This window comes from Kribbella sp. NPDC005582, from assembly GCF_040605415.1.
Classification (GTDB): Bacteria; Actinomycetota; Actinomycetes; order Propionibacteriales; family Kribbellaceae; genus Kribbella.
In genome coordinates this window covers 1,268,043-1,285,358 of sequence record NZ_JBEXCU010000001.1, presented here as the reverse complement: position 1 = coordinate 1,285,358, position 17,316 = coordinate 1,268,043, and the positions used below count along the sequence as shown (strand labels likewise).

Here is a 17,316-nt window from a genome sequence, read left to right as displayed (position 1 = left end):
GCGCGCGCCCGCGTCGCGCCCGACTCTGGGCGCTCCCGGCGGCTAAAGCAAGGGGACGGCGGTTCCGGAACTAGAGCGCTCTCATGGAACATCTCCGTGCCGGCCAACGACCGGGGGAAGCTGTAGATCCTCGACACCGATCCCGAGATCTCGCAGCAGGCCGGCAAGTTCCGACTGCTCCTGCATGGCTCGGTCCTGCTCGCCCAGGGCCGCGTGAAGCGCAGCGAGCCGGGCCAGCTCCTGGGCGACCTCGAGCTGTACGCCCTCGTGCCGATGCCGGAGCAGGGCGCGCTCGAGCAACGGGGCCGCCTCAGCCGCTCGCCCACGGGCGAGCAGGATGTCGGCGCGCAGTCGCCACTTCAGATCGGTCGGCTCCGAGTCCGGTGCGCTCGGGCCGCTCGACGACGAGCTGTCGTCGAGGATCTGTTCGGCGCGGTCGATGTCATCGGCGCGCAGCGCGATCGCCGCTCGGCTCTGGGCGACGCCGAGCAGCACGTTGCGATCGTCCAAACTCCTGGCGAGCTGTTCGGCCTCGTTCAACGCCCGCTCGGCTGCCGCGACATCGCCGGTCAGTGCGAGGCAATCGGCGTACGTGGTGAGCCAAATGCTCAGCCGCCGAGACGGCCCGCGTGCCCGCTCAACCTCCAGGTTCTCAGCGACCAGCGCGGCGCCACGGGCCGGGTGTCCGGTGCGGGCCAGCAGGACGCCGAGGTGTCCGTGCGCCAGGCCCACCATCATGGTGTCGTCGCGTGCCATCGCACCGGACGAGGCTTCTTCGAATCGTGCCGTCGCCTCCTCGAAGCGACCGAGCTCGCGCAGTGCACAGCCGAGCTGCACCAGGGCGTTCTGCTCCATTGCCCCGGCATCGAGCTTGCGGGCGACGACGAGCTGCGACTCCGCCAATTCAGCCAGCTCGGAGAACCGCTCGGCCTCGGCGGCGGTGTGGAACAACGATCGCAGGACGCCCCAGCGCAGTACCAGGTCCGAACAGTCGACGACCCGCCGCAGCAGCTCCGCACGGACGTGCGTCTCGCCGCGGACCACCAGGTAGCCGTCCGAACGCAGTACGAGGGCAGCCGCCAGATCGAGCTCACCGGCGCGGCTCAGCGCGTGGACGAGGTCGCGGATACTGCCGATCTCCGCGTCGAACCAGGCTGCAGGTTGCTCCGCCGCGACGGAGACCCGGTGCGGCGGAAGACCTGCCGGGATCGTGGTGCCGTCCGGACCGACCACTGGGCGCAGTCCGTGACCGAAGCCGTCGTCGGCCTGCGAAGCCAGCCCCAGCCAAGCCAAGGCGGCCGTACGGCGACAACCCGCGACAGCGCTCGCGTCCTCCTCGCGGGCAGCGCGCTCGCCGGCAAAGGCGGCCACCAAGGGATGCAGGGTGAACCGGAGCTGTCCCGCGGCATCACGACCGCACGGCTCGACGAGATGGACGTCGACCAGCTCGTCCAGCGCCCGTGAGCCGAGCAGTACGTCGTCGTCCAGCAGTACGCCGGCGAACCACGCCGGCCAAGTCGTCACCGCAACGGCGGCGACCCGCCTGAGTAGTTGCTGCGCGGGTGCGGACAGGTGCCCGTCATACGACAGCGCGATGCTGGCCCGAACGTCGACGTCTCCGATCGCGAGCTCGTCCAAACGGATGTGTTCCTCGCTGAGATGCTCGACCACCTCGGACAGATCGACGACACCGGAAGCCAGCCGGGCCGCAACGACCATCAGCGCGAGCGGGAGGTGCCCGCACAGCTGCACGGCAGACCGCGCCAGTTCAGGTGCCGGCTCGGTGACGTCACGGCCTGCCCGCAGCAGCTCGACGGCGACCTCGGTCGACAGGGCCGGCACATTGCGGCGAAGTACGTCGTCGAGGCCGGCGAGCCGGTGACGTGAGGTGACGATCGCGGCCGAGCGCGGCGACGGCGGGAGCAGGTCGCGGACCTGTCGTTCATCGAGGGCGTCGTCCAGGACGACCAGCACGCGGCGGTTCGCGATCGCACTGCGATAGAGCGCCACCCGTTCCTCGCGGCCGACGTGGGGCGGGGGAGTGGTGGCGCCGAGCGCGCGGAGGAACCGGTCGATGATCTCGTCGGGGTCCCGTGGAACATGCGAGGTGCCGTCCAGCTCGGCGTACAGGGTGCCGTCGGGGTACCCGTCCTGGATGCGGTCGGCGAGAACGACCGCGAGCGATGTCTTGCCGATGCCGCCGGCTCCGACGAGAAGCGCCGTGCCCGGCCGCGGTTCAGGCGTCCGCAGGACCTCGGTCAGCTCGCCGAGGATCTCGTCCCGTCCGGCCAGCGCGATCGGGCGGGGCAGCTGCCGGGGCACGTGACGAGGAGAGGCCAACGGCGGGTCGACGTCCCGCAGAAGGCTGCAGTGAGTCTCCTGGAGATCCGGGCCGGGCTCGACGCCGAACTCGTCGACCAGCCGGCGGCGCAGCTCCTGGTAGGCGCCGAGAGCCTCGGTCCGCCGGCCGCTCCGGGCCAGAGCACGTAACCGAAGGTCGTGCAGGCCTTCGTGGAGTGGATCGGTGGCCAGCAGGATGTCCACCGACTCGAGAACGCCGGCGTGGTCGTGCGTCGCGAGCTGCGCCTGGGCGAGTGCTTCCCCGGCCGCGACCCGCTCGCGGTGGAGCGACTCGCGAGTCGCCGCGGCCCAGTCACCGGACAGGTCGGCGAGGGCGTCCCCGCGCCACAGCGACAACGCGGTTCCCAGCTCGGCCCGGGCGTCGTCGTACCGGTCGGACTGCAGATGCTCCCGCCCGCGGAGGACGTTTAGCCGGAAGGAGTGCAGGTCGAGTTCGTGGTCGGCGAGAGCGAGCTGGTAACCCAGCGGACGGGTCACGATCAGGGCTCCGGGCGCGTCCAGCTTGCTGCGCAGCCGGGCGATGAGGTTGTGCAGTTGCTGCCGGGCGGACCGCGGGGGTCGCGACCACAGGGTGTCGATCAGCCGGTCGGACGGCGTGACGCGGTCGGCGTTGACGAGCAGCATCGACAGTACGAGCCGCTCCCGGTTGCCGAGAGCGACGGGCTCGTCGACGACCTCGACCGGTCCGAGAACGCGAAAGTACACGCCACATTCTCGGACAAGATCGGGCGCACGTATACCCGCGCCCCTGACACCCCGTGGGGTCAGGAGCGCGGGTAGCCGGCGAGTGCTGCTCAGCCCCTGAGGACCAGGTGCCAGTCCGAGCTGCCTTCGTGGTCACGGTTGTAGGTGCAGGTGTAGGACCAGCCTTCGTACGGGCTGGACGGGTTGCCGGTGATGTTCTTGCCGGACTGGTAGCAGGCGCCGCTGGTGCTGTACCAACCGCCACTCACCGTGGCGGCTGACGCGATGCCGGTGGTGGCGACGGACACCGCCAGGACACCGGCGGCGAGTGCACCAGTGAGCGCAGCAGACTTACGGAACGTGGACATCGTGGCTCCTTCCTCAGGTCCGCCGGGCGTGGCGGGCCAGAACGGGAACAGGCTCGCCGAGCACGCTCACCATCGGCTAACCGTTCGCTCACAACGCCACCGGCCGCATGTGCGGCCGCTCGCCCCCGACCAGCCGGAACCGCACCAGCTCAGCTGCGGCGACCACCATCTCGACTGGCTCCATCGTCCGCCGTTCCGCCACCCAGTCGATCAGCTTCGCCGGCTCGGGGATATCGCCGGTGAAGTGCAGCAGGTTCACGTACCAGATGTCCCGTCGCCCCTGCTCGAACCACGCATCCTCGCCGAGCTGCACCGTGAGCTCGTCCATGAACGCGTCAGCCGCCGAGTCCACCGGCTCAGCACATGCCATCACCGACCCCGGCGTCAGCGTCAGCCCCGTCACCCGCATCCGGAACGGACCACCCGCCGTACTGGCCATCGCCTGGAGATATCGCGCACACGCCGGATCCCCGACCGGCACCTCGCTCCGATACCCCTCCAGCGCTCGTACCGTGAAGTGCGCCGACCCGAGCTGTCCCGTCTGCCAATGCCATGCCCCGGCGATCCCCGCCGCGTCCGCGGTCAACGCATCCAGTTGCGGATCGTCAGCCGGCAGCATCACCGACAGCGGCCAGCTGGAAGAGCTCGTCGAACTTGCTGATGGCAGTTCCTCCTCGTTCGGGGTGCTGCCGTTACGACGCCGCGAAAGATTCAGAAGTTCTGGTGCTCCGATTGAGAACAATTTCAGCGCTCAGAGTGATGGACCCGCGCCCGGCCGGACGGAAAGGATAAAACCATGACTACACGTTTTGGTTTGTTCGTGCCGCAGGGCTGGAAAATGGATCTGGCGCAGATCGCCGATCCCGTCGAGCAGTGGGAAGCAATGACGGCGGTGGCGAAGCGGGCCGACGAGCAGTCCTGGGACTCGATCTGGCTGTTCGACCACTTCCACACGGTGCCGGAGCCGAGTGACAACACGACCTTCGAGTGCTGGACCGCGACGGCCGCCCTGGCCCGCGACACCCAGCGCGTCAACATCGGCCAGATGGTCGGCTGCAACGGCTACCGGAACCCCGCGCTGTACGCGAAGATCGCGTCCACCGTCGACGTCGCCAGCCACGGCCGCCTGTACGCCGGCATCGGCGCCGGCTGGTACGAGCACGAGTGGAAGGCCTACGGCTACGAGTGGACCGACGTGAAGCCGCGGATGGCCGCCTTCCGCGAAGCCACCGAGATCATCCACAAGATGTGGACCGAGGACCGCCCCGTCTACCAGGGCAAGTACCACTCGATCGACGGCCCGATCAACCTCCCCAAGGGCGCCGGCAACAACAAGCCCAAGCTCTGGATCGGCGGCGGCGGCCCCCAGGTCACCCTCAAACTCGTCGCCCAGTACGGCGACGCCGCCAACATCGGTGGCGGCAACCCCGACGTGATCCGCGAAAAGGTCGCCGTACTGAAGGAGCACTGCGACAAACTCGGCCGCGACTACGACTCGATCGTCAAGTCCACCGGTATCAACGTCTTCCCCATCGACAAGGGCGACGACCCCAAACTCGCCACCGACAAGGCCCGCGGCCCCCTCGACTGGGAACGCTTCTCGAACGACAACAAGATCGAAACTGAAGACGAGATCGCCAACCGCGTCGAAGCCGCCCTCGAAGCCGGCGCCGACTACATCATCTTCTACGTCCCCGGCCTCGCCTACGACCTGTCGCTGGTAGACCGCGTAGAGCAGGTAGCCAAGCGCTTCGCCTGATCTCCGCGGCATGCCATGCGTCGGGAAGGACACGTAGTAGTCGGGCTGAACGGCGATCCCGCGCCTCAGGCCGGCTGCGAATCCGTCTGCTGAAGCACCACTACGTGTCCTTCCCGACACCGAACCGGTGCCGGGTCACCCCTTGGTCGGGTGGCGTGGGGTCAGGGTGGCTTGGCGGACGGTGCGGCAGTCGTCGTTGAAGACGATGTCACCGTCGAACTGTTCGCCGTTCAGGACCCGGTGGAACCAGTAGCGCGCGTCGTCCCACATCAGGTCGAGGGGGAGCGCGTCAGCCGAGTACCACTGGGGTGCGATTTCGTCTGACTCCTGGGGTTCTCTTTGCCAGCGGTCGCTGACGAAGACGGTCAGGCGGCAGTCCCAGTCCGGGCGGGCCGGGAACCGGAAGACCACGGTGGCGTGCTCGCTCAGGTCCGACTCGGCGACCGCCACGGAGGACTCCTCCATCACTTCGCGGACAGTGGCGGCCCGTGCAGTCTCTCCGGGCTCGAGGCGACCGCCCAGGCCGACGATGTAGCCGGTCCCGAAGCCGGTCTTCTTTCGCCCGAGCAGTACGTCGGAGATCGTCCCGTCCGGCCCGCGGACGACGAGGTAGCACAAACACATCTCGGTGAGCGGCATGCGGAAGACCTTAAGGCCGCCGCCCGTGGGGCTGGGGATATGCGCAGACGACTACCTCCTGTCGTTCGGGTGAACGCCTCCTGGTTACTAGGCTGCTGCTGATGAAGCTCTTGCTGAGTTCATGGTTTCTCTCACCTGACAGTCGACCGCCTGTGCTGCCTACCGAGTTGGTCACCGCCAAGGCGGGCATCGTGCTGAACGCACTCGACGAGTACGGCGACTCACGTGCGCGCGACTATGACCGCGAGCGCCGTACGCTGCACAGCTTCGGCTACTCCTGCGAGGAGCTCGATCTTCGCGACTACTTCGCCGCGTCCAACGAACTCCCCGAACGCCTGAACAGCCTCGACCTCGTCTGGGCTTTAGGCGGCAACGCCTTCGTCCTGGCCCGCGCCATGACCCAGGCTCGCCTGCGCGACGCCATCGACAAGCAATCGCATCGGCCCGAGTTCACGTACGGCGGCTACTCGGCCGGTGCCTGTGTCGCCGGCCCCGACCTGCAAGGCATCGACCTCATGGACGACCCGACGGTGCTGCCGGAGGGCTACTCACCAACCGTCGCCCCGGATTGCCTCCGCCTGGTGCCTTACCGCATCGTTCCGCACTGGCGATCCGACCACCCCGAAGCCGACCGCGCCGAGCATGCCGCCAACCACCTCGCCGCCCATGACCTGGAGCACCGCCGCCTCCGCGACGGAGAAACCCTCCAAGCCTGACGGGCAACCGCCGCACCCACACAACAAAAGGGCGACGCCACGGAGCTGGGGGGGAGTAGCTCCGTGGCGTCGCCAGGCGCGCCTAGGGAGGGGTGGGGGCAGGCGCGCCGTCGGGGGTGGGGGTCAGCTGCCGAGGATTCCGGTGCCTAGGACGCCCAGGAGGCCTAGCAGGGACAGCAGGTTGCGGATGACCTGGTCGACGGCTTTGGCGCCGCCGGTCTGGTAGGCCGTGACGCACTTCTGCAGTTGGTCCTGCGTCGGTTTGGTGATGGTCACCTTCTTCATCTCGGACTGGCAGTACGTCGTTGCCTTGGACAACTCGGTGACGGTGGAGCCGACGGTTCCGACGATCAGGCCGACGGTGGTCTGCAGGGTGGCCACGCCGGGGGGCGGGGGCTTCGGCGACGTCGTCGGGGGCTTGGGGGACGGTGTGCCGGGTTGGGTCGGCTTCGTCGTGGGGGGCTTGGTGGTCGTCGGCTTGCTGGTCGGCTTGGTGGTGGCCGGCGGCTTCTTGGTCGGGTTGGTCCCGGGCTTGCCGGGTTGCTCGACCGTGCCGGTGGTCGGGGTGACGACCGGGTAGGTCTGCTGGTCGTTGGCCTGCGGGAGGTTGTTGTCGGCGGGGGCGTCGACGTCGGGGTCGCCGATCTGGTCGCCGGCGCGCTCGATGCCCTGGTCGCCGGTGCCGTTGCCGACTGCGATCCAGCTACCGGTGGCGTACGCCTTGGCGATGTTCATCACCAGGTTGGCGTAGTCGGTGGAGTGGTTGTAGCGCAGCAGCGCCTTCGTGAGGTCGTCGGCGCGCGCCATGTCGGTGCTGCCGGAGCACAGATAGACGCCGGTCGACATCGCCGCGTCGTCGATGTCCTGCGGATTCCGGACGCCGTCGCCGTCACCGTCGACACCCATCGAGCGCCAGGTGCCGGGGATGAACTGCATCGGGCCGACGGCACGGTCGAAGGCGGTGTCGCCGTCGAAGGCGCCCGCGTCGGTGTCGTTGATCTTGGCGGTCCGGGTGCCGTCCAGCCGAGGTCCGAAGATCCCTGGTACGGCGACGCCCTTGCTGTTCAGCATGCTGCCGCCGAAGCGGCCGTGGTTCGACTCGACCCGGCCGATCGCGGCGACCAGCGTCCACGGCAGATGGCAGGTCGGATCGGCCTGCCCGAGCAGCTGCTGGGTCCGCGAGTACGCCTTGAGTGCCGCCTTCGGGATGCCGTTGCGGGACAGGCCGGACACCACCTGGTTGGCCGGCTCGCCCGGTTCGACGCCGTGGCCCACGACGCCCGGCACCGGCACGTTGGCCGGCTCGGCGATCGGGGTGTTCGGTACGACGACCGAGTCCTTACCCGACAGGCCTTGTTCCAGCGACGCCGTGGCGACCGCCGGATCGTCGGTCGCGCTGACGGTGAACGCACTCGCGAACAACGCCAGCGGGATGAGCGGCGCGACCGAGCGCCACCCGTTTGCTGTGGCGCGGCGTTTGCCCTTCGCCATCGATGATCCCCTCCGTGACTCATCGACCTGTTCAGCCCCACGCTGCGAACAGGTCCTTCGTCGTTGCCCGGTCAACCGTCGCGATAGGTACAACGTCCGCCCCGCTGCGTGGGTTACGCGCCGGACCCCGACCATGTACGTGCAGTCACCGGGTACCCATACTGGCGCGTAACAACGCGCCTGTGAACCCCCTGGGAGCGGCAATCCTGCCGCCCGCCCACCGGACGCACTGGTCTGTCGGGGAGAATGGCGGCCGTGCCCGACCACACAGAACAGTCCGCCGCACTCTTCGACAGGGCCTCGGCCGTCACTCCCGGCGGAGTCAACTCTCCCGTCCGCGCGTTCCGCGCCGTCGGCGGCGTGCCGCGCTTCATGACTCAGGGTGACGGAAGTCACATCACTGACGTCGACGGCAACCGGTACCTCGACCTCGTCTGCTCCTGGGGCCCGATGCTGCTCGGCCACGCGCACCCCGAGGTGACGGCCGCCGTCCAGGCCGCGGTCGCCCGCGGTACGTCGTACGGGACGCCGACCGAGCCGGAGGTGCTGCTCGGCGAGGAGATCGTCGCCCGTACGCCGGTCGACAAGGTGCGGCTGGTCTCGTCCGGGACCGAGGCGACGATGTCGGCGCTCCGGCTGGCCCGCGGGTTCACCGGCCGGGCGAAGATCGTGAAGTTCGCCGGCTGCTACCACGGTCACGTCGACGCGCTGCTGGCCCAGGCCGGCTCCGGCGTGATCACGCTCGGTATCCCCGGTACGCCGGGAGTCACCGAAGCGACCACCGCGGACACGATCGTGCTGCCGTACAACGACCAGGCCGCCGTCACCGCCGCCTTCGCCGAGTACGGCGACCAGATCGCGGCCGTGATCACCGAGGCCTCGCCGGGCAACATGGGCGTGGTCCCGCCGCAGGACAACTTCAACGCGTTCCTCGCGAAGACCTGCACCGACAACGGCGCGCTGTTCATCTCCGACGAGGTGATGACCGGCTTCCGGATCACGAAGTCGGGCTACTACGGCGTCGACGGTGTCCGCCCCGATCTGATGACGTTCGGCAAGGTGATGGGCGGCGGCTTCCCGGCCGCGGCGTTCGGCGGTCGCGCCGACGTGATGGCGCACCTGGCCCCGGAGGGCTCGGTCTACCAGGCCGGCACCCTGTCCGGGAACCCGATCGCGACCACCGCCGGACTCACCACGTTGCGACTGGCAACCGACGAGGTCTACGCGAAGCTCGACCGGACCGCACTGACCATCCAGAGCCTGGTGAGCGCCGCGCTGGACAAGGAAGGTGTGCCGCACGTCATCCAGGCCGCCGGGAACCTCTTCAGCGTCTTCTTCGTGGAGTCTGAGGAGAAGCGCGTCATCACGAACTTCGTCGATGCCGGTGAGCAGGTGCTGCCGAGGTTCGCTGCGTTCTTCCATGCCATGCTGGACGGCGGGGTGTACCTGCCGCCGAGCGCGTTCGAGGCCTGGTTCGTCAGCAGCGCGATCGACGACGACGGGCTCGCCGAGATCGAGTCCGCTCTTGCACCCGCAGCCGCCGCAGCGGCCGCCGTACAGAACTGAGAGGCAAGCAGTGACCGAAACGACGGTCGTGCACCTGATGCGTCACGGCGAGGTGCACAACCCGACCGGCGTGCTCTACGGCCGGATCCCCGACTTCCACCTGTCCGACCTCGGCCGTGCGATGGCCGACCGGGTCGCCGAGCACGTGAAGAACCGCGATGTCGTGCACCTGGTCAGCTCGCCGCTGGAGCGGGCCCAGGAGACGATGGAGCCGATCGCGAAGGTGTTCGGGATCACCCCGGATCTCGACGAGCGGGTGATCGAGGCGGCCAACCTGTTCGAGGGCAAGAAGTTCGGGGTCGGCGACGGCGCCCTGAAGAACCCGAGCGCCTGGTGGCTGCTGCGCAACCCGGTGAAGCCGTCCTGGGGTGAGCCGTACCAGCAGATCGTCCGGCGGATGCGGGACGCGATCGAGACCGCCCGGCAGAAGGCCGCCGGGCACGAGGCGCTGATCGTTTCGCACCAGCTGCCGATCTGGATCGTCCGGTCCGCGATCGAGGGCCGCCGGCTGTGGCACGACCCGCGCAAGCGGCAGTGCAGCCTGGCCAGCCTGACCTCGTTCACCTTCCACGGTGAGTCGATCGTCTCGGTCGGCTACTCCGAACCGGCCAAGGACCTGTTGCCGGTCAAGAACCCCAAGAAGTTCGTCGGCGGTGCGTGATGAAGTTCCGCCGTACGACGCTCTTGATCGCCGGAGTGCTGCTGGTCGCGGGGTGCACGACCGGGCAGGACTCCGCGCAGGACAGGCAGGGTCAGTCCGGCTTCGTCAGCGGCAGCAGCAACGTGTCGGTCTTCGCCAAGGCCGACCGCAAGCCGGCCCCGGCGCTGAGCGGTGACACGCTCGACGGCAAGAAGTGGACGCTGTCCGACCAGCTCGGCAAGGTGGTCGTCCTGAACGTCTGGGGCTCGTGGTGCCCGCCGTGCCGCCAGGAGGCGCCGGACTTCGCGAAGGCCGCGGAAGAGCTCGGCCCGTCGGTGCAGTTCGTCGGACTGAACACCCGCGACCTCGACCCGGCCCCGGCGAAGCGATTCCAGCAGGAGTTCAAGATCCCGTACCCGAGTGTGTACGACCCGTCCGGCGCGGCGCTGCTGCGGTTCCGCGGCCAGATCTCGCCGAACGCGATCCCGACCACGCTCGTGATCGACAAGGACGGCAAGGTCGCCGCCCGCGCGATCGCGCGGATCACCAAGGACACGTTGCTCGGCATGGTCAAGGACGCTGGTTGAGCTGATGGGTCAGTGGTTCGCCGACGCCATGACGGGGTCGATGCTGGTGGCACTGCCGATCGCGGTGCTGGCCGGAGCGATCTCGTTCTTCTCGCCGTGCGTCGTGCCACTGCTCCCCGGCTATCTGTCCTACGTGACCGGATTGTCCGCGGCCGAGCTGGGCTCGAAGCAGCGCGGCCGGATGCTCGCCGGTACGGCGTTGTTCGTGGCCGGCTTCTCGGCCGTGTTCATCCTGACCGGTGTGGTGTTCGGCAAGGCCGGTGACCTGCTGCTCGAGCACCAGGGCGTGATCACCAAGGTCCTCGGCGGCCTGACCATCGTGCTCGGCCTCGCCTTCCTCGGCGGATTCGGCTTCCTGCAAAAGGATCTGCGGGTGCACCGGGTCCCGGCGGTCGGGATCGCGGCCGCGCCGCTGCTCGGTGTGCTGTTCGGCTTCGGCTGGACGCCTTGCATCGGCCCGACGCTCGGCACGGTGATGACGCTGGCGACGACCGAAGGCAGTAGCGGTCGCGGCGCCTTGCTGGCTTTGGTGTTCAGCCTCGGGCTGGGGATTCCGTTCATCGTGGCCGCGCTGGCCTTCCGGCGGATGCTGGCCGCGGTCGCGTGGGTGCGCAAGCACCAGGTGCTGGTGATCCGGATCGGCGGCGTACTGATGATCACCGTCGGTCTGCTGCTGCTGACAGGAGTTTGGGATGTGATGACCGCGGACCTGCGGCAATGGGTGGCCAACTTCGGGTCGGCGGTGTGAGATGACCGAAGTACAGGATCGGATCGCGGCCGGCTCCAGCCCGGACGGGCAGCCGGAGCTGCCGGCGCTGGGGCTGAAGGGCTGGCTGCGCTGGACCTGGCGGCAGCTCACGTCGATGAAGACCGCGCTGGTGCTGCTGTTCCTGCTCGCGCTCGGCGCCGTCCCGGGATCGCTGATCCCACAGACCGGGGTCGACCCGATCAAGGTCGCGGACTTCCTCGAGCTGCACCCGAAGCTCGGCCCGTTCTACGACAAGCTCGGGCTCTTCGACGTCTACAAGTCGGCCTGGTTCTCGGCGATCTACCTGCTGCTGTTCATCTCGCTGATCGGCTGTGTGGTGCCGCGCCTCGGCGTGTACCTGAAGGCCGTCCGGTCCCGCCCGCCGAAGCCGCCGCGCAACCTCAACCGCCTGCAGGGTTACGAGTCGTTCACCGTCGATGACGACGCCGACGTCGTACTGGAGGCTGCGCGCAGCGAGCTGCGCCGGCGCCGCTTCCGGGTCGAGTCGTACGACGGCGCGATCGGCGCCGAGCGCGGTTACCTGCGCGAAGCCGGCAACCTGGTCTTCCACTTCTCACTGATCGTCGCGCTGATCGGCGTCGCCTGGGGATCGCTGTTCGGCTACCGCGGCACCGTATTGGTTGTCGTGGGCAACGGCTTTGCCAACTCGCTGGCCCAGTACGACGACTTCACGTCGGGCGCCGCATTCGACACCGAGAACGATCTGCCGCCGTTCCTGCTGAAGGTGAACAGCTTCAAGGCGACCTTCCAGGAGGACGGGCCGCAGCGTGGCGCCGCGCGCGAGTTCAACGCCGGCCTGACCTACGAGGAGACGCCGGACGGGCCGCAGAAGTCCTACGACCTGCAGGTCAACCATCCGCTCAAGCTCGACGGCAGCACGGTCTACCTGCTCGGCCACGGCTACGCGCCGAAGGTGACGGTGAAGGACGGCTCCGGCCAGGTCGCGTTCTCCGGACCGGCACCGTTCCTCCCGCAGGACGGCAACTTCTCGTCGTTCGGCGTGATCAAGGCCCCGGACGCGCGGCCGGTCACGCTCGGCTTCGAGGGATACTTCCTGCCCAGCGCATTGATCGACAACCTCGGTCCGCGCTCGGTCTTCCCGTCTGATCTCAACCCCATGCTGGTGATGACCGGGTACTACGGCCGGCCCCAGAAGGAGACGGGCAAGCCGGAGTCGGTCTACCAGCTGGACAAGTCGAAGCTGACCCAGTTCCAGAAGGACGGCGACAAGCTGCGGTTCCAGCTCAAGCCCGGTGACAGCCTGACGCTGCCCGACAAGGCCGGCTCGATCACGTTCGACGGCTACACCCAGTGGGTGAAGCTGCAGATCAGCCACACCCCGGGCCTGTACGTCGCGCTGGCCGGGCTGGTGCTGATGATCCTCGGGCTGATGGCGTCGCTGTTCATCCACCCGCGCCGTACCTGGGTTCGGGTCCGGACCGAGGACGGGCGTACCGTGGTCGAGGTCGCAGGCCTGGACCGGGGGCCGGAGCGTGGCATCGGCGACGAGCTCGAAGCGATCGGCAAGGCCATCAAGAAGCAGGAGCAGGTATGAATTCGTCCACGCTGGCGTCGCTGTCGAATCTGTTGATCCCGACCGCCACAGTCATCTACACGATCGCCCTGCTGGCGCACACGGCCGAGTGGGCCGCCGGCCTGCGGGTGCCCCGCAAGGCCGAGGAGAAGGTCCTGGTCGGTGCGGGCGGTCCGGATGTTCCGGTCGAGCCTGAGGTCCCCGAGACTCCGTCGGTGCGGGCCGAGCAGGCCAGCCGGATCGGCGTCCTGCTGACCCTGCTGGCCTTCGTGCTGCACGCGGGTGGGGTGCTCACCCGCGGTCTCGCCGCCGGGCGGGTGCCCTGGGGCAACATGTACGAGTTCTCGATCACCGCTTCGCTGGCGGTGGCCGCTGTCTACCTGGTGATGCTCAAGCGTCAGCGGCTGCAGTGGCTGGGTCTCGGCGTCACGTTCGTCATCGCCGGCACGCTCGGCCTCGCCGTACTGGCTTTCTATGTACCGGCCGGTGACCTGCTGCCGTCGCTGCACTCGTACTGGCTGGTCATCCACGTGTCCGCGGCCGCGATCGCCGGTGGTGGATTCACCGTTGGTGGGCTGGCATCCGCCCTGTACCTGATCAAGTCGCGGGCCGAGCGGCGTGCGACCGATGGCAAGCCGATGCCGGCCGCGCTGCGCCGGGTCCCGTCGTCCGCGGCGATCGACGCGGTGGCCTACAAGGTGCACGCCTTCGCCTTCCCGCTCTGGACCTTCGGTGTCCTCGTCGCCGGGCCGATCTGGGCGTACTACGCCTGGGGTCGCGCGTGGGGCTGGGATCCCAAGGAGGTCTGGTCGCTGGTGACCTGGGTCGTGTACGCCGGGTACCTGCACGCGCGGGCGACGGCCGGCTGGCGTGGCCGCCGGGCCGCGTGGGTCGCGATCGCCGGCTGGTTCGTCTTCCTGTTCAACTTCATCGGCGTGAACCTGCTGCTGTCCGGCTTCCACGCCTACTCGGGGCTGTGAGATGAAGGAATTCGCCATCTACACCGGCCTGCGGGCCGGTCTGTTCGCACTGTGCTTCGCGGTCCTGTACTTCCCGTTGCAGAAGCAGCTGGGGGTCTTCCCACTGCTGCTGGTGGCCCTCATCATCTCCTCGATCCTGTCGATCTTCGTGCTCCGCGCGGCCCGCGACCGGCTGGCCGGCAAGATCGAGCACCGCGCCGGGAAGATGTCCCAGCGCATCGAGTCGGCCCGCTCCGCCGAGGACGACGAGCAGTAGTTCGCCGCTCCTGACGCCGTACCACTGCATCGAGTGGTACGGAGAGTGACGCATGCCACTCGGAGGCTTTTCCGGAAATCCTTTGTGCATTTCTTCACTTGAGGCGTACCGTGATGGATAGAACGAAACGGTTTCGTTCTATCTGCAATCAGACGCTTACTCAGGGTGATGATGATCGAAACTGCGCGCCAGCGGCCACGGGTCGAAGGGGGCCGCGAGGAGGAGATCCTCGAGGCGACCGTCGCAGTACTGGCCGAGCTCGGGTACGACCGGCTGACCATGGACGCGGTCGCCACGATGGCGAAGGCCAGCAAGGCGACGCTGTACCGGCGCTGGTCGACCAAGGCCGACCTGGTCGTCGACGCGATCAGCCGGGCGAAGGGCTGCCCGATCCCGGAGGACGTCGACACCGGCAGCCTCCGCGGTGACCTGATCGCGATGTCGTGCGGCGACGGCGGGTTCACCGACGAGCTGCCGATGTCGGTGATCGCCGGCCTGGTGACGGCGCTGCACCGCGACACCGACCTGCAGAAGGCGTTCCAGGAGCGGTTCCTGGCGCCGCGGCAGGACATCAGCGTCGGGGTGTACCAGCGGGCGGTCGCCCGCGGCGAGATCGGGCCCGACATCGACATCGAGATGCTCTCGGTGACGTTGCCGGCCGTGATCGTGCACCAGGCCTACATCCTCGGCCAGCAACCGACCGAGGATCTGATCCTCCGAGTGATCGACAACATCATCCTGCCGGCGGCCCGGGGGTCGCAGGCGAGCTGACCGGCGAGGGGCTGGTCGGCGCATCGGCAACACGTATGCGCAAAAGGGGAAATCTCATGTCCGAAGACGTCGTCAAGGGTGATCGCCCGGTCGACTCCGTGCCCAGTGACAGGCCCACTGACGGGCCCACTCACGGGCACCGCAACCTGGGGATCGCGCTGGCCCTGATCAGCATGGCGCAGCTGATGGTGGTGCTGGACGGCACCGTCGTCAACATCGCCCTGCCGCACATCAAGACGGCCCTCGGCTTCACCGACGCCTCGCTGCCGTGGGTGGTCAACGCCTACGCGCTGGCCTTCGGCGGTCTGCTGCTGCTCGGCGGCCGGATGGGTGACATCCTCGGCCGCCGCAAGGTGTTCATCTTCGGTGTCGTCCTGTTCGGGGCGGCGTCGCTCGTCGGCGGTATCGCCCAGAGCGAGGGCGTGCTGCTCGCCAGCCGGATCCTGCAGGGCGTCGCCGCGGCGGCCGCTTCGCCGAACGCGCTGGCACTGATCACCACCACCTTCCCGGCCGGCAAGGAGCGCAACCGCGCCATGGCCGTGTACGCCGCGATGTCCGGGGCCGGTGCGGCCGTCGGTCTGATCCTCGGTGGCGCGTTGACCGAGCTGTCGTGGCGCTGGACCTTCTTCATCAACACGCCGATCGGCCTGATCGTCGCCGTACTGGCGTTCCGGTACCTGGGGGAGTCGGCGCGGCAGACGGGCAAGTTCGACCTGCCTGGCGCGATCACCGGCACCGTCGGTCTGACCTCGCTGGTCTACGGTCTGACCCGCGCGGGCTCCGAGGGCTGGGGCGACACCTTGACGCTGGGCTTCATCGGCGCCGGCGTCGTACTGATCGCACTGTTCCTGTTCATCGAGGCGCGCTCGCGGCACGCGTTGATGCCGTTCCGGATCCTCGCGAACCGGACCCGTGGCGTCAGCTTCTTCGTGATGCTGATCGTCGGTGCGGCGATGTTCTCGATGTTCTACTTCCTGGGCATCTTCGTGCAGATGATCATGGGCTACAGCGCGATCCAGACCGGTCTCGCGTTCCTGCCGTTCAGTGTCGGCATCGTGGCCGCCGCGCAGACCGCGTCGGCCCTGGTCTCCCGGATGGACCCGCGCTGGATCGCGGGCGCCGGTGGGGTGTTCGTCGCGGCCGGCATGTTCGGGTTCAGCCGGCTCCAGGTGGACTCGTCGTACGGGACGCACCTGCTGCCGTTCATCCTGCTGCTCGCCTTCGGGATGGGCCTGATCTTCGTGCCGCTCACGCTGACCGCGGTCAGCGGCGTCGCGAACGAGGACTCGGGCGTCGGCTCCGCCGTACTGAACACGGTCCAGCAGATCGGTGGTGCGATCGGCCTGGCGCTGCTCGGCACGATCTCCGCCAACGCGATCAAGGACAAGTTCACCGAGCTGGCCCCGGGCCTGCAGAAGGCCGCCGAGGCCGGGCAGTCGCCGGAGCAGCTCGAGCAGCTGAAGAACCAGTTCACCGCGGTCGCCACCACGCACGGTTTCACCCGGGCGTTCCTCTGGTCGACGTTCCTGGCCCTCGGGTCGGCGATCATTACCTTGATCGGCCTGTCGATCAAGCACAAGGACCTGGCCACCGACAGCAACGCGCCGGTGCACATGGGCTGATCGCCCCGCAAGGCTGAAAGGCCCGCTTCCCGGGAGGGGGGAAGCGGGCCTTTCTCTTGTGCTACAGGCTTTTGTGCATCACGTGATGCTTGAGGACCCGGTCGCCGAGGATCTCCTCCTCGTTCCGGACCACGACGTACCCGCTGCGTTCGTACAGGCCGATCGCCTTGTCGTTGCCCTCAGCAACCGCCAGGGCCAGGGTGTGCGCACCGGCCGCGCGGGCGATCTCCTCGACCCAGGCCATCAACCGGTCCCCGACACCCTTCCCGCGGCCGGCCGGCGCGACCCACATCGAGATCAGCTCGACCTCACCCTCGGCTTCGCCCGGGATCCCGCTGCACATGCCGACCGGCGTACCGTCGAGCAGAGCGACGACGTTACGCGCGCCAGGCATGTCCAGCCGGCCCCGCCACTTCTCCTCGGGCGCATCCGTCCAGTCGGCCGACGTCGACCCGAACGCGTACGGCGACTCCGCCAGCGCCGCGAGCCGCAGGTCGCGCCAGACCTTCCAGTCGTCGGAGCTCAGTTCCTGAAGTTCGATCATGAGCTCAGGATCTCCCGCCCGGCGGGTCC

17 protein-coding genes are annotated in these 17,316 nt (G+C 68.4%); 11 read left to right on the top strand and 6 right to left on the bottom strand.

Annotation, left to right across the window (positions count from 1 at the left end; translation table 11 throughout):
- Positions 1 to 81 precede the first annotated feature (81 nt).
- The 3 genes from ABZS29_RS06480 to ABZS29_RS06470 form a co-directional block, all read right to left on the bottom strand.
- On the bottom strand, positions 82 to 3,066 hold the full coding sequence (locus ABZS29_RS06480) for a BTAD domain-containing putative transcriptional regulator (RefSeq protein ID WP_355459117.1): 2,985 nt from the start codon (positions 3,064 to 3,066) through the stop codon (positions 82 to 84).
- An 89-nt stretch (positions 3,067 to 3,155) separates the two neighbouring features.
- Complete coding sequence (locus ABZS29_RS06475) at positions 3,156 to 3,413, bottom strand: hypothetical protein (RefSeq protein ID WP_355459115.1); 258 nt, start codon at positions 3,411 to 3,413, stop codon at positions 3,156 to 3,158.
- Between the two features lie 88 nt (positions 3,414 to 3,501).
- Positions 3,502 to 4,032: a hypothetical protein gene (locus ABZS29_RS06470; protein WP_355459114.1), complete on the bottom strand. Its 531-nt coding sequence runs from the start codon at positions 4,030 to 4,032 to the stop codon at positions 3,502 to 3,504.
- A 177-nt stretch (positions 4,033 to 4,209) separates the two neighbouring features.
- Here ABZS29_RS06470 and ABZS29_RS06465 point away from each other — a divergent pair, with 177 nt between their 5' ends.
- Positions 4,210 to 5,172, top strand: a complete 963-nt coding sequence (locus tag ABZS29_RS06465; protein ID WP_355459113.1) for an LLM class F420-dependent oxidoreductase — start codon at positions 4,210 to 4,212, stop codon at positions 5,170 to 5,172.
- Between the two features lie 135 nt (positions 5,173 to 5,307).
- Here the strand turns inward: ABZS29_RS06465 and ABZS29_RS06460 are convergent, their stop codons facing one another.
- Positions 5,308 to 5,811, bottom strand: a complete 504-nt coding sequence (locus ABZS29_RS06460) for an NUDIX domain-containing protein (protein ID WP_355459111.1) — start codon at positions 5,809 to 5,811, stop codon at positions 5,308 to 5,310.
- Positions 5,812 to 5,963: 152 nt separating this feature from the next.
- Between ABZS29_RS06460 and ABZS29_RS06455 the strand changes: the two genes are divergently transcribed.
- Entirely contained in the window at positions 5,964 to 6,527 is a 564-nt protein-coding gene (locus tag ABZS29_RS06455) for a Type 1 glutamine amidotransferase-like domain-containing protein (protein ID WP_355459109.1), read from the top strand.
- A 123-nt stretch (positions 6,528 to 6,650) separates the two neighbouring features.
- Here ABZS29_RS06455 and ABZS29_RS06450 read toward each other — a convergent pair whose 3' ends face one another.
- On the bottom strand, positions 6,651 to 8,018 hold the full coding sequence (locus tag ABZS29_RS06450) for a lytic transglycosylase domain-containing protein (RefSeq protein WP_355459107.1): 1,368 nt from the start codon (positions 8,016 to 8,018) through the stop codon (positions 6,651 to 6,653).
- Positions 8,019 to 8,264: 246 nt separating this feature from the next.
- On the opposite strand from ABZS29_RS06450, the gene hemL reads away from it, so the two are divergent.
- The 9 genes from hemL to ABZS29_RS06405 all read left to right on the top strand — a co-directional run bounded on the left by hemL (position 8,265) and on the right by ABZS29_RS06405 (position 16,743).
- Complete coding sequence (hemL, locus tag ABZS29_RS06445; RefSeq protein ID WP_355459105.1) at positions 8,265 to 9,584, top strand: glutamate-1-semialdehyde 2,1-aminomutase; 1,320 nt, start codon at positions 8,265 to 8,267, stop codon at positions 9,582 to 9,584.
- A 37-nt stretch (positions 9,585 to 9,621) separates the two neighbouring features.
- Positions 9,622 to 10,245, top strand: a complete 624-nt coding sequence (locus ABZS29_RS06440; protein ID WP_355460835.1) for a histidine phosphatase family protein — start codon at positions 9,622 to 9,624, stop codon at positions 10,243 to 10,245.
- Complete coding sequence (locus ABZS29_RS06435; protein WP_355459103.1) at positions 10,245 to 10,811, top strand: TlpA disulfide reductase family protein; 567 nt, start codon at positions 10,245 to 10,247, stop codon at positions 10,809 to 10,811. The genes ABZS29_RS06440 and ABZS29_RS06435 overlap by 1 nt, the downstream gene beginning before the upstream one ends.
- 4 nt (positions 10,812 to 10,815) lie before the next feature.
- Positions 10,816 to 11,559 carry a cytochrome c biogenesis protein CcdA gene (locus ABZS29_RS06430; protein ID WP_355459102.1) on the top strand — a complete coding sequence of 248 codons (744 nt, stop codon included), beginning with the start codon at positions 10,816 to 10,818 and terminating at the stop codon, positions 11,557 to 11,559.
- 1 nt (position 11,560) lies between these two features.
- Positions 11,561 to 13,135 (top strand): cytochrome c biogenesis protein ResB, encoded by a 1,575-nt coding sequence (locus tag ABZS29_RS06425; RefSeq protein WP_355459100.1) that lies wholly within the window; start codon positions 11,561 to 11,563, stop codon positions 13,133 to 13,135.
- Positions 13,132 to 14,094 carry a c-type cytochrome biogenesis protein CcsB gene (gene ccsB / locus ABZS29_RS06420; protein ID WP_355459098.1) on the top strand — a complete coding sequence of 321 codons (963 nt, stop codon included), beginning with the start codon at positions 13,132 to 13,134 and terminating at the stop codon, positions 14,092 to 14,094. The genes ABZS29_RS06425 and ccsB overlap by 4 nt, the downstream gene beginning before the upstream one ends.
- Before the next feature lies 1 nt (position 14,095).
- Entirely contained in the window at positions 14,096 to 14,350 is a 255-nt protein-coding gene (locus ABZS29_RS06415) for a DUF4229 domain-containing protein (RefSeq protein WP_355459096.1), read from the top strand.
- Positions 14,351 to 14,518: 168 nt separating this feature from the next.
- Entirely contained in the window at positions 14,519 to 15,121 is a 603-nt protein-coding gene (locus ABZS29_RS06410) for a TetR/AcrR family transcriptional regulator (RefSeq protein WP_355459094.1), read from the top strand.
- Between the two features lie 56 nt (positions 15,122 to 15,177).
- Complete coding sequence (locus ABZS29_RS06405) at positions 15,178 to 16,743, top strand: MFS transporter (protein WP_355459092.1); 1,566 nt, start codon at positions 15,178 to 15,180, stop codon at positions 16,741 to 16,743.
- Between the two features lie 61 nt (positions 16,744 to 16,804).
- Here ABZS29_RS06405 and ABZS29_RS06400 read toward each other — a convergent pair whose 3' ends face one another.
- Entirely contained in the window at positions 16,805 to 17,287 is a 483-nt protein-coding gene (locus ABZS29_RS06400; RefSeq protein ID WP_355459090.1) for a GNAT family N-acetyltransferase, read from the bottom strand.
- Positions 17,288 to 17,316: the final 29 nt, after the last annotated feature.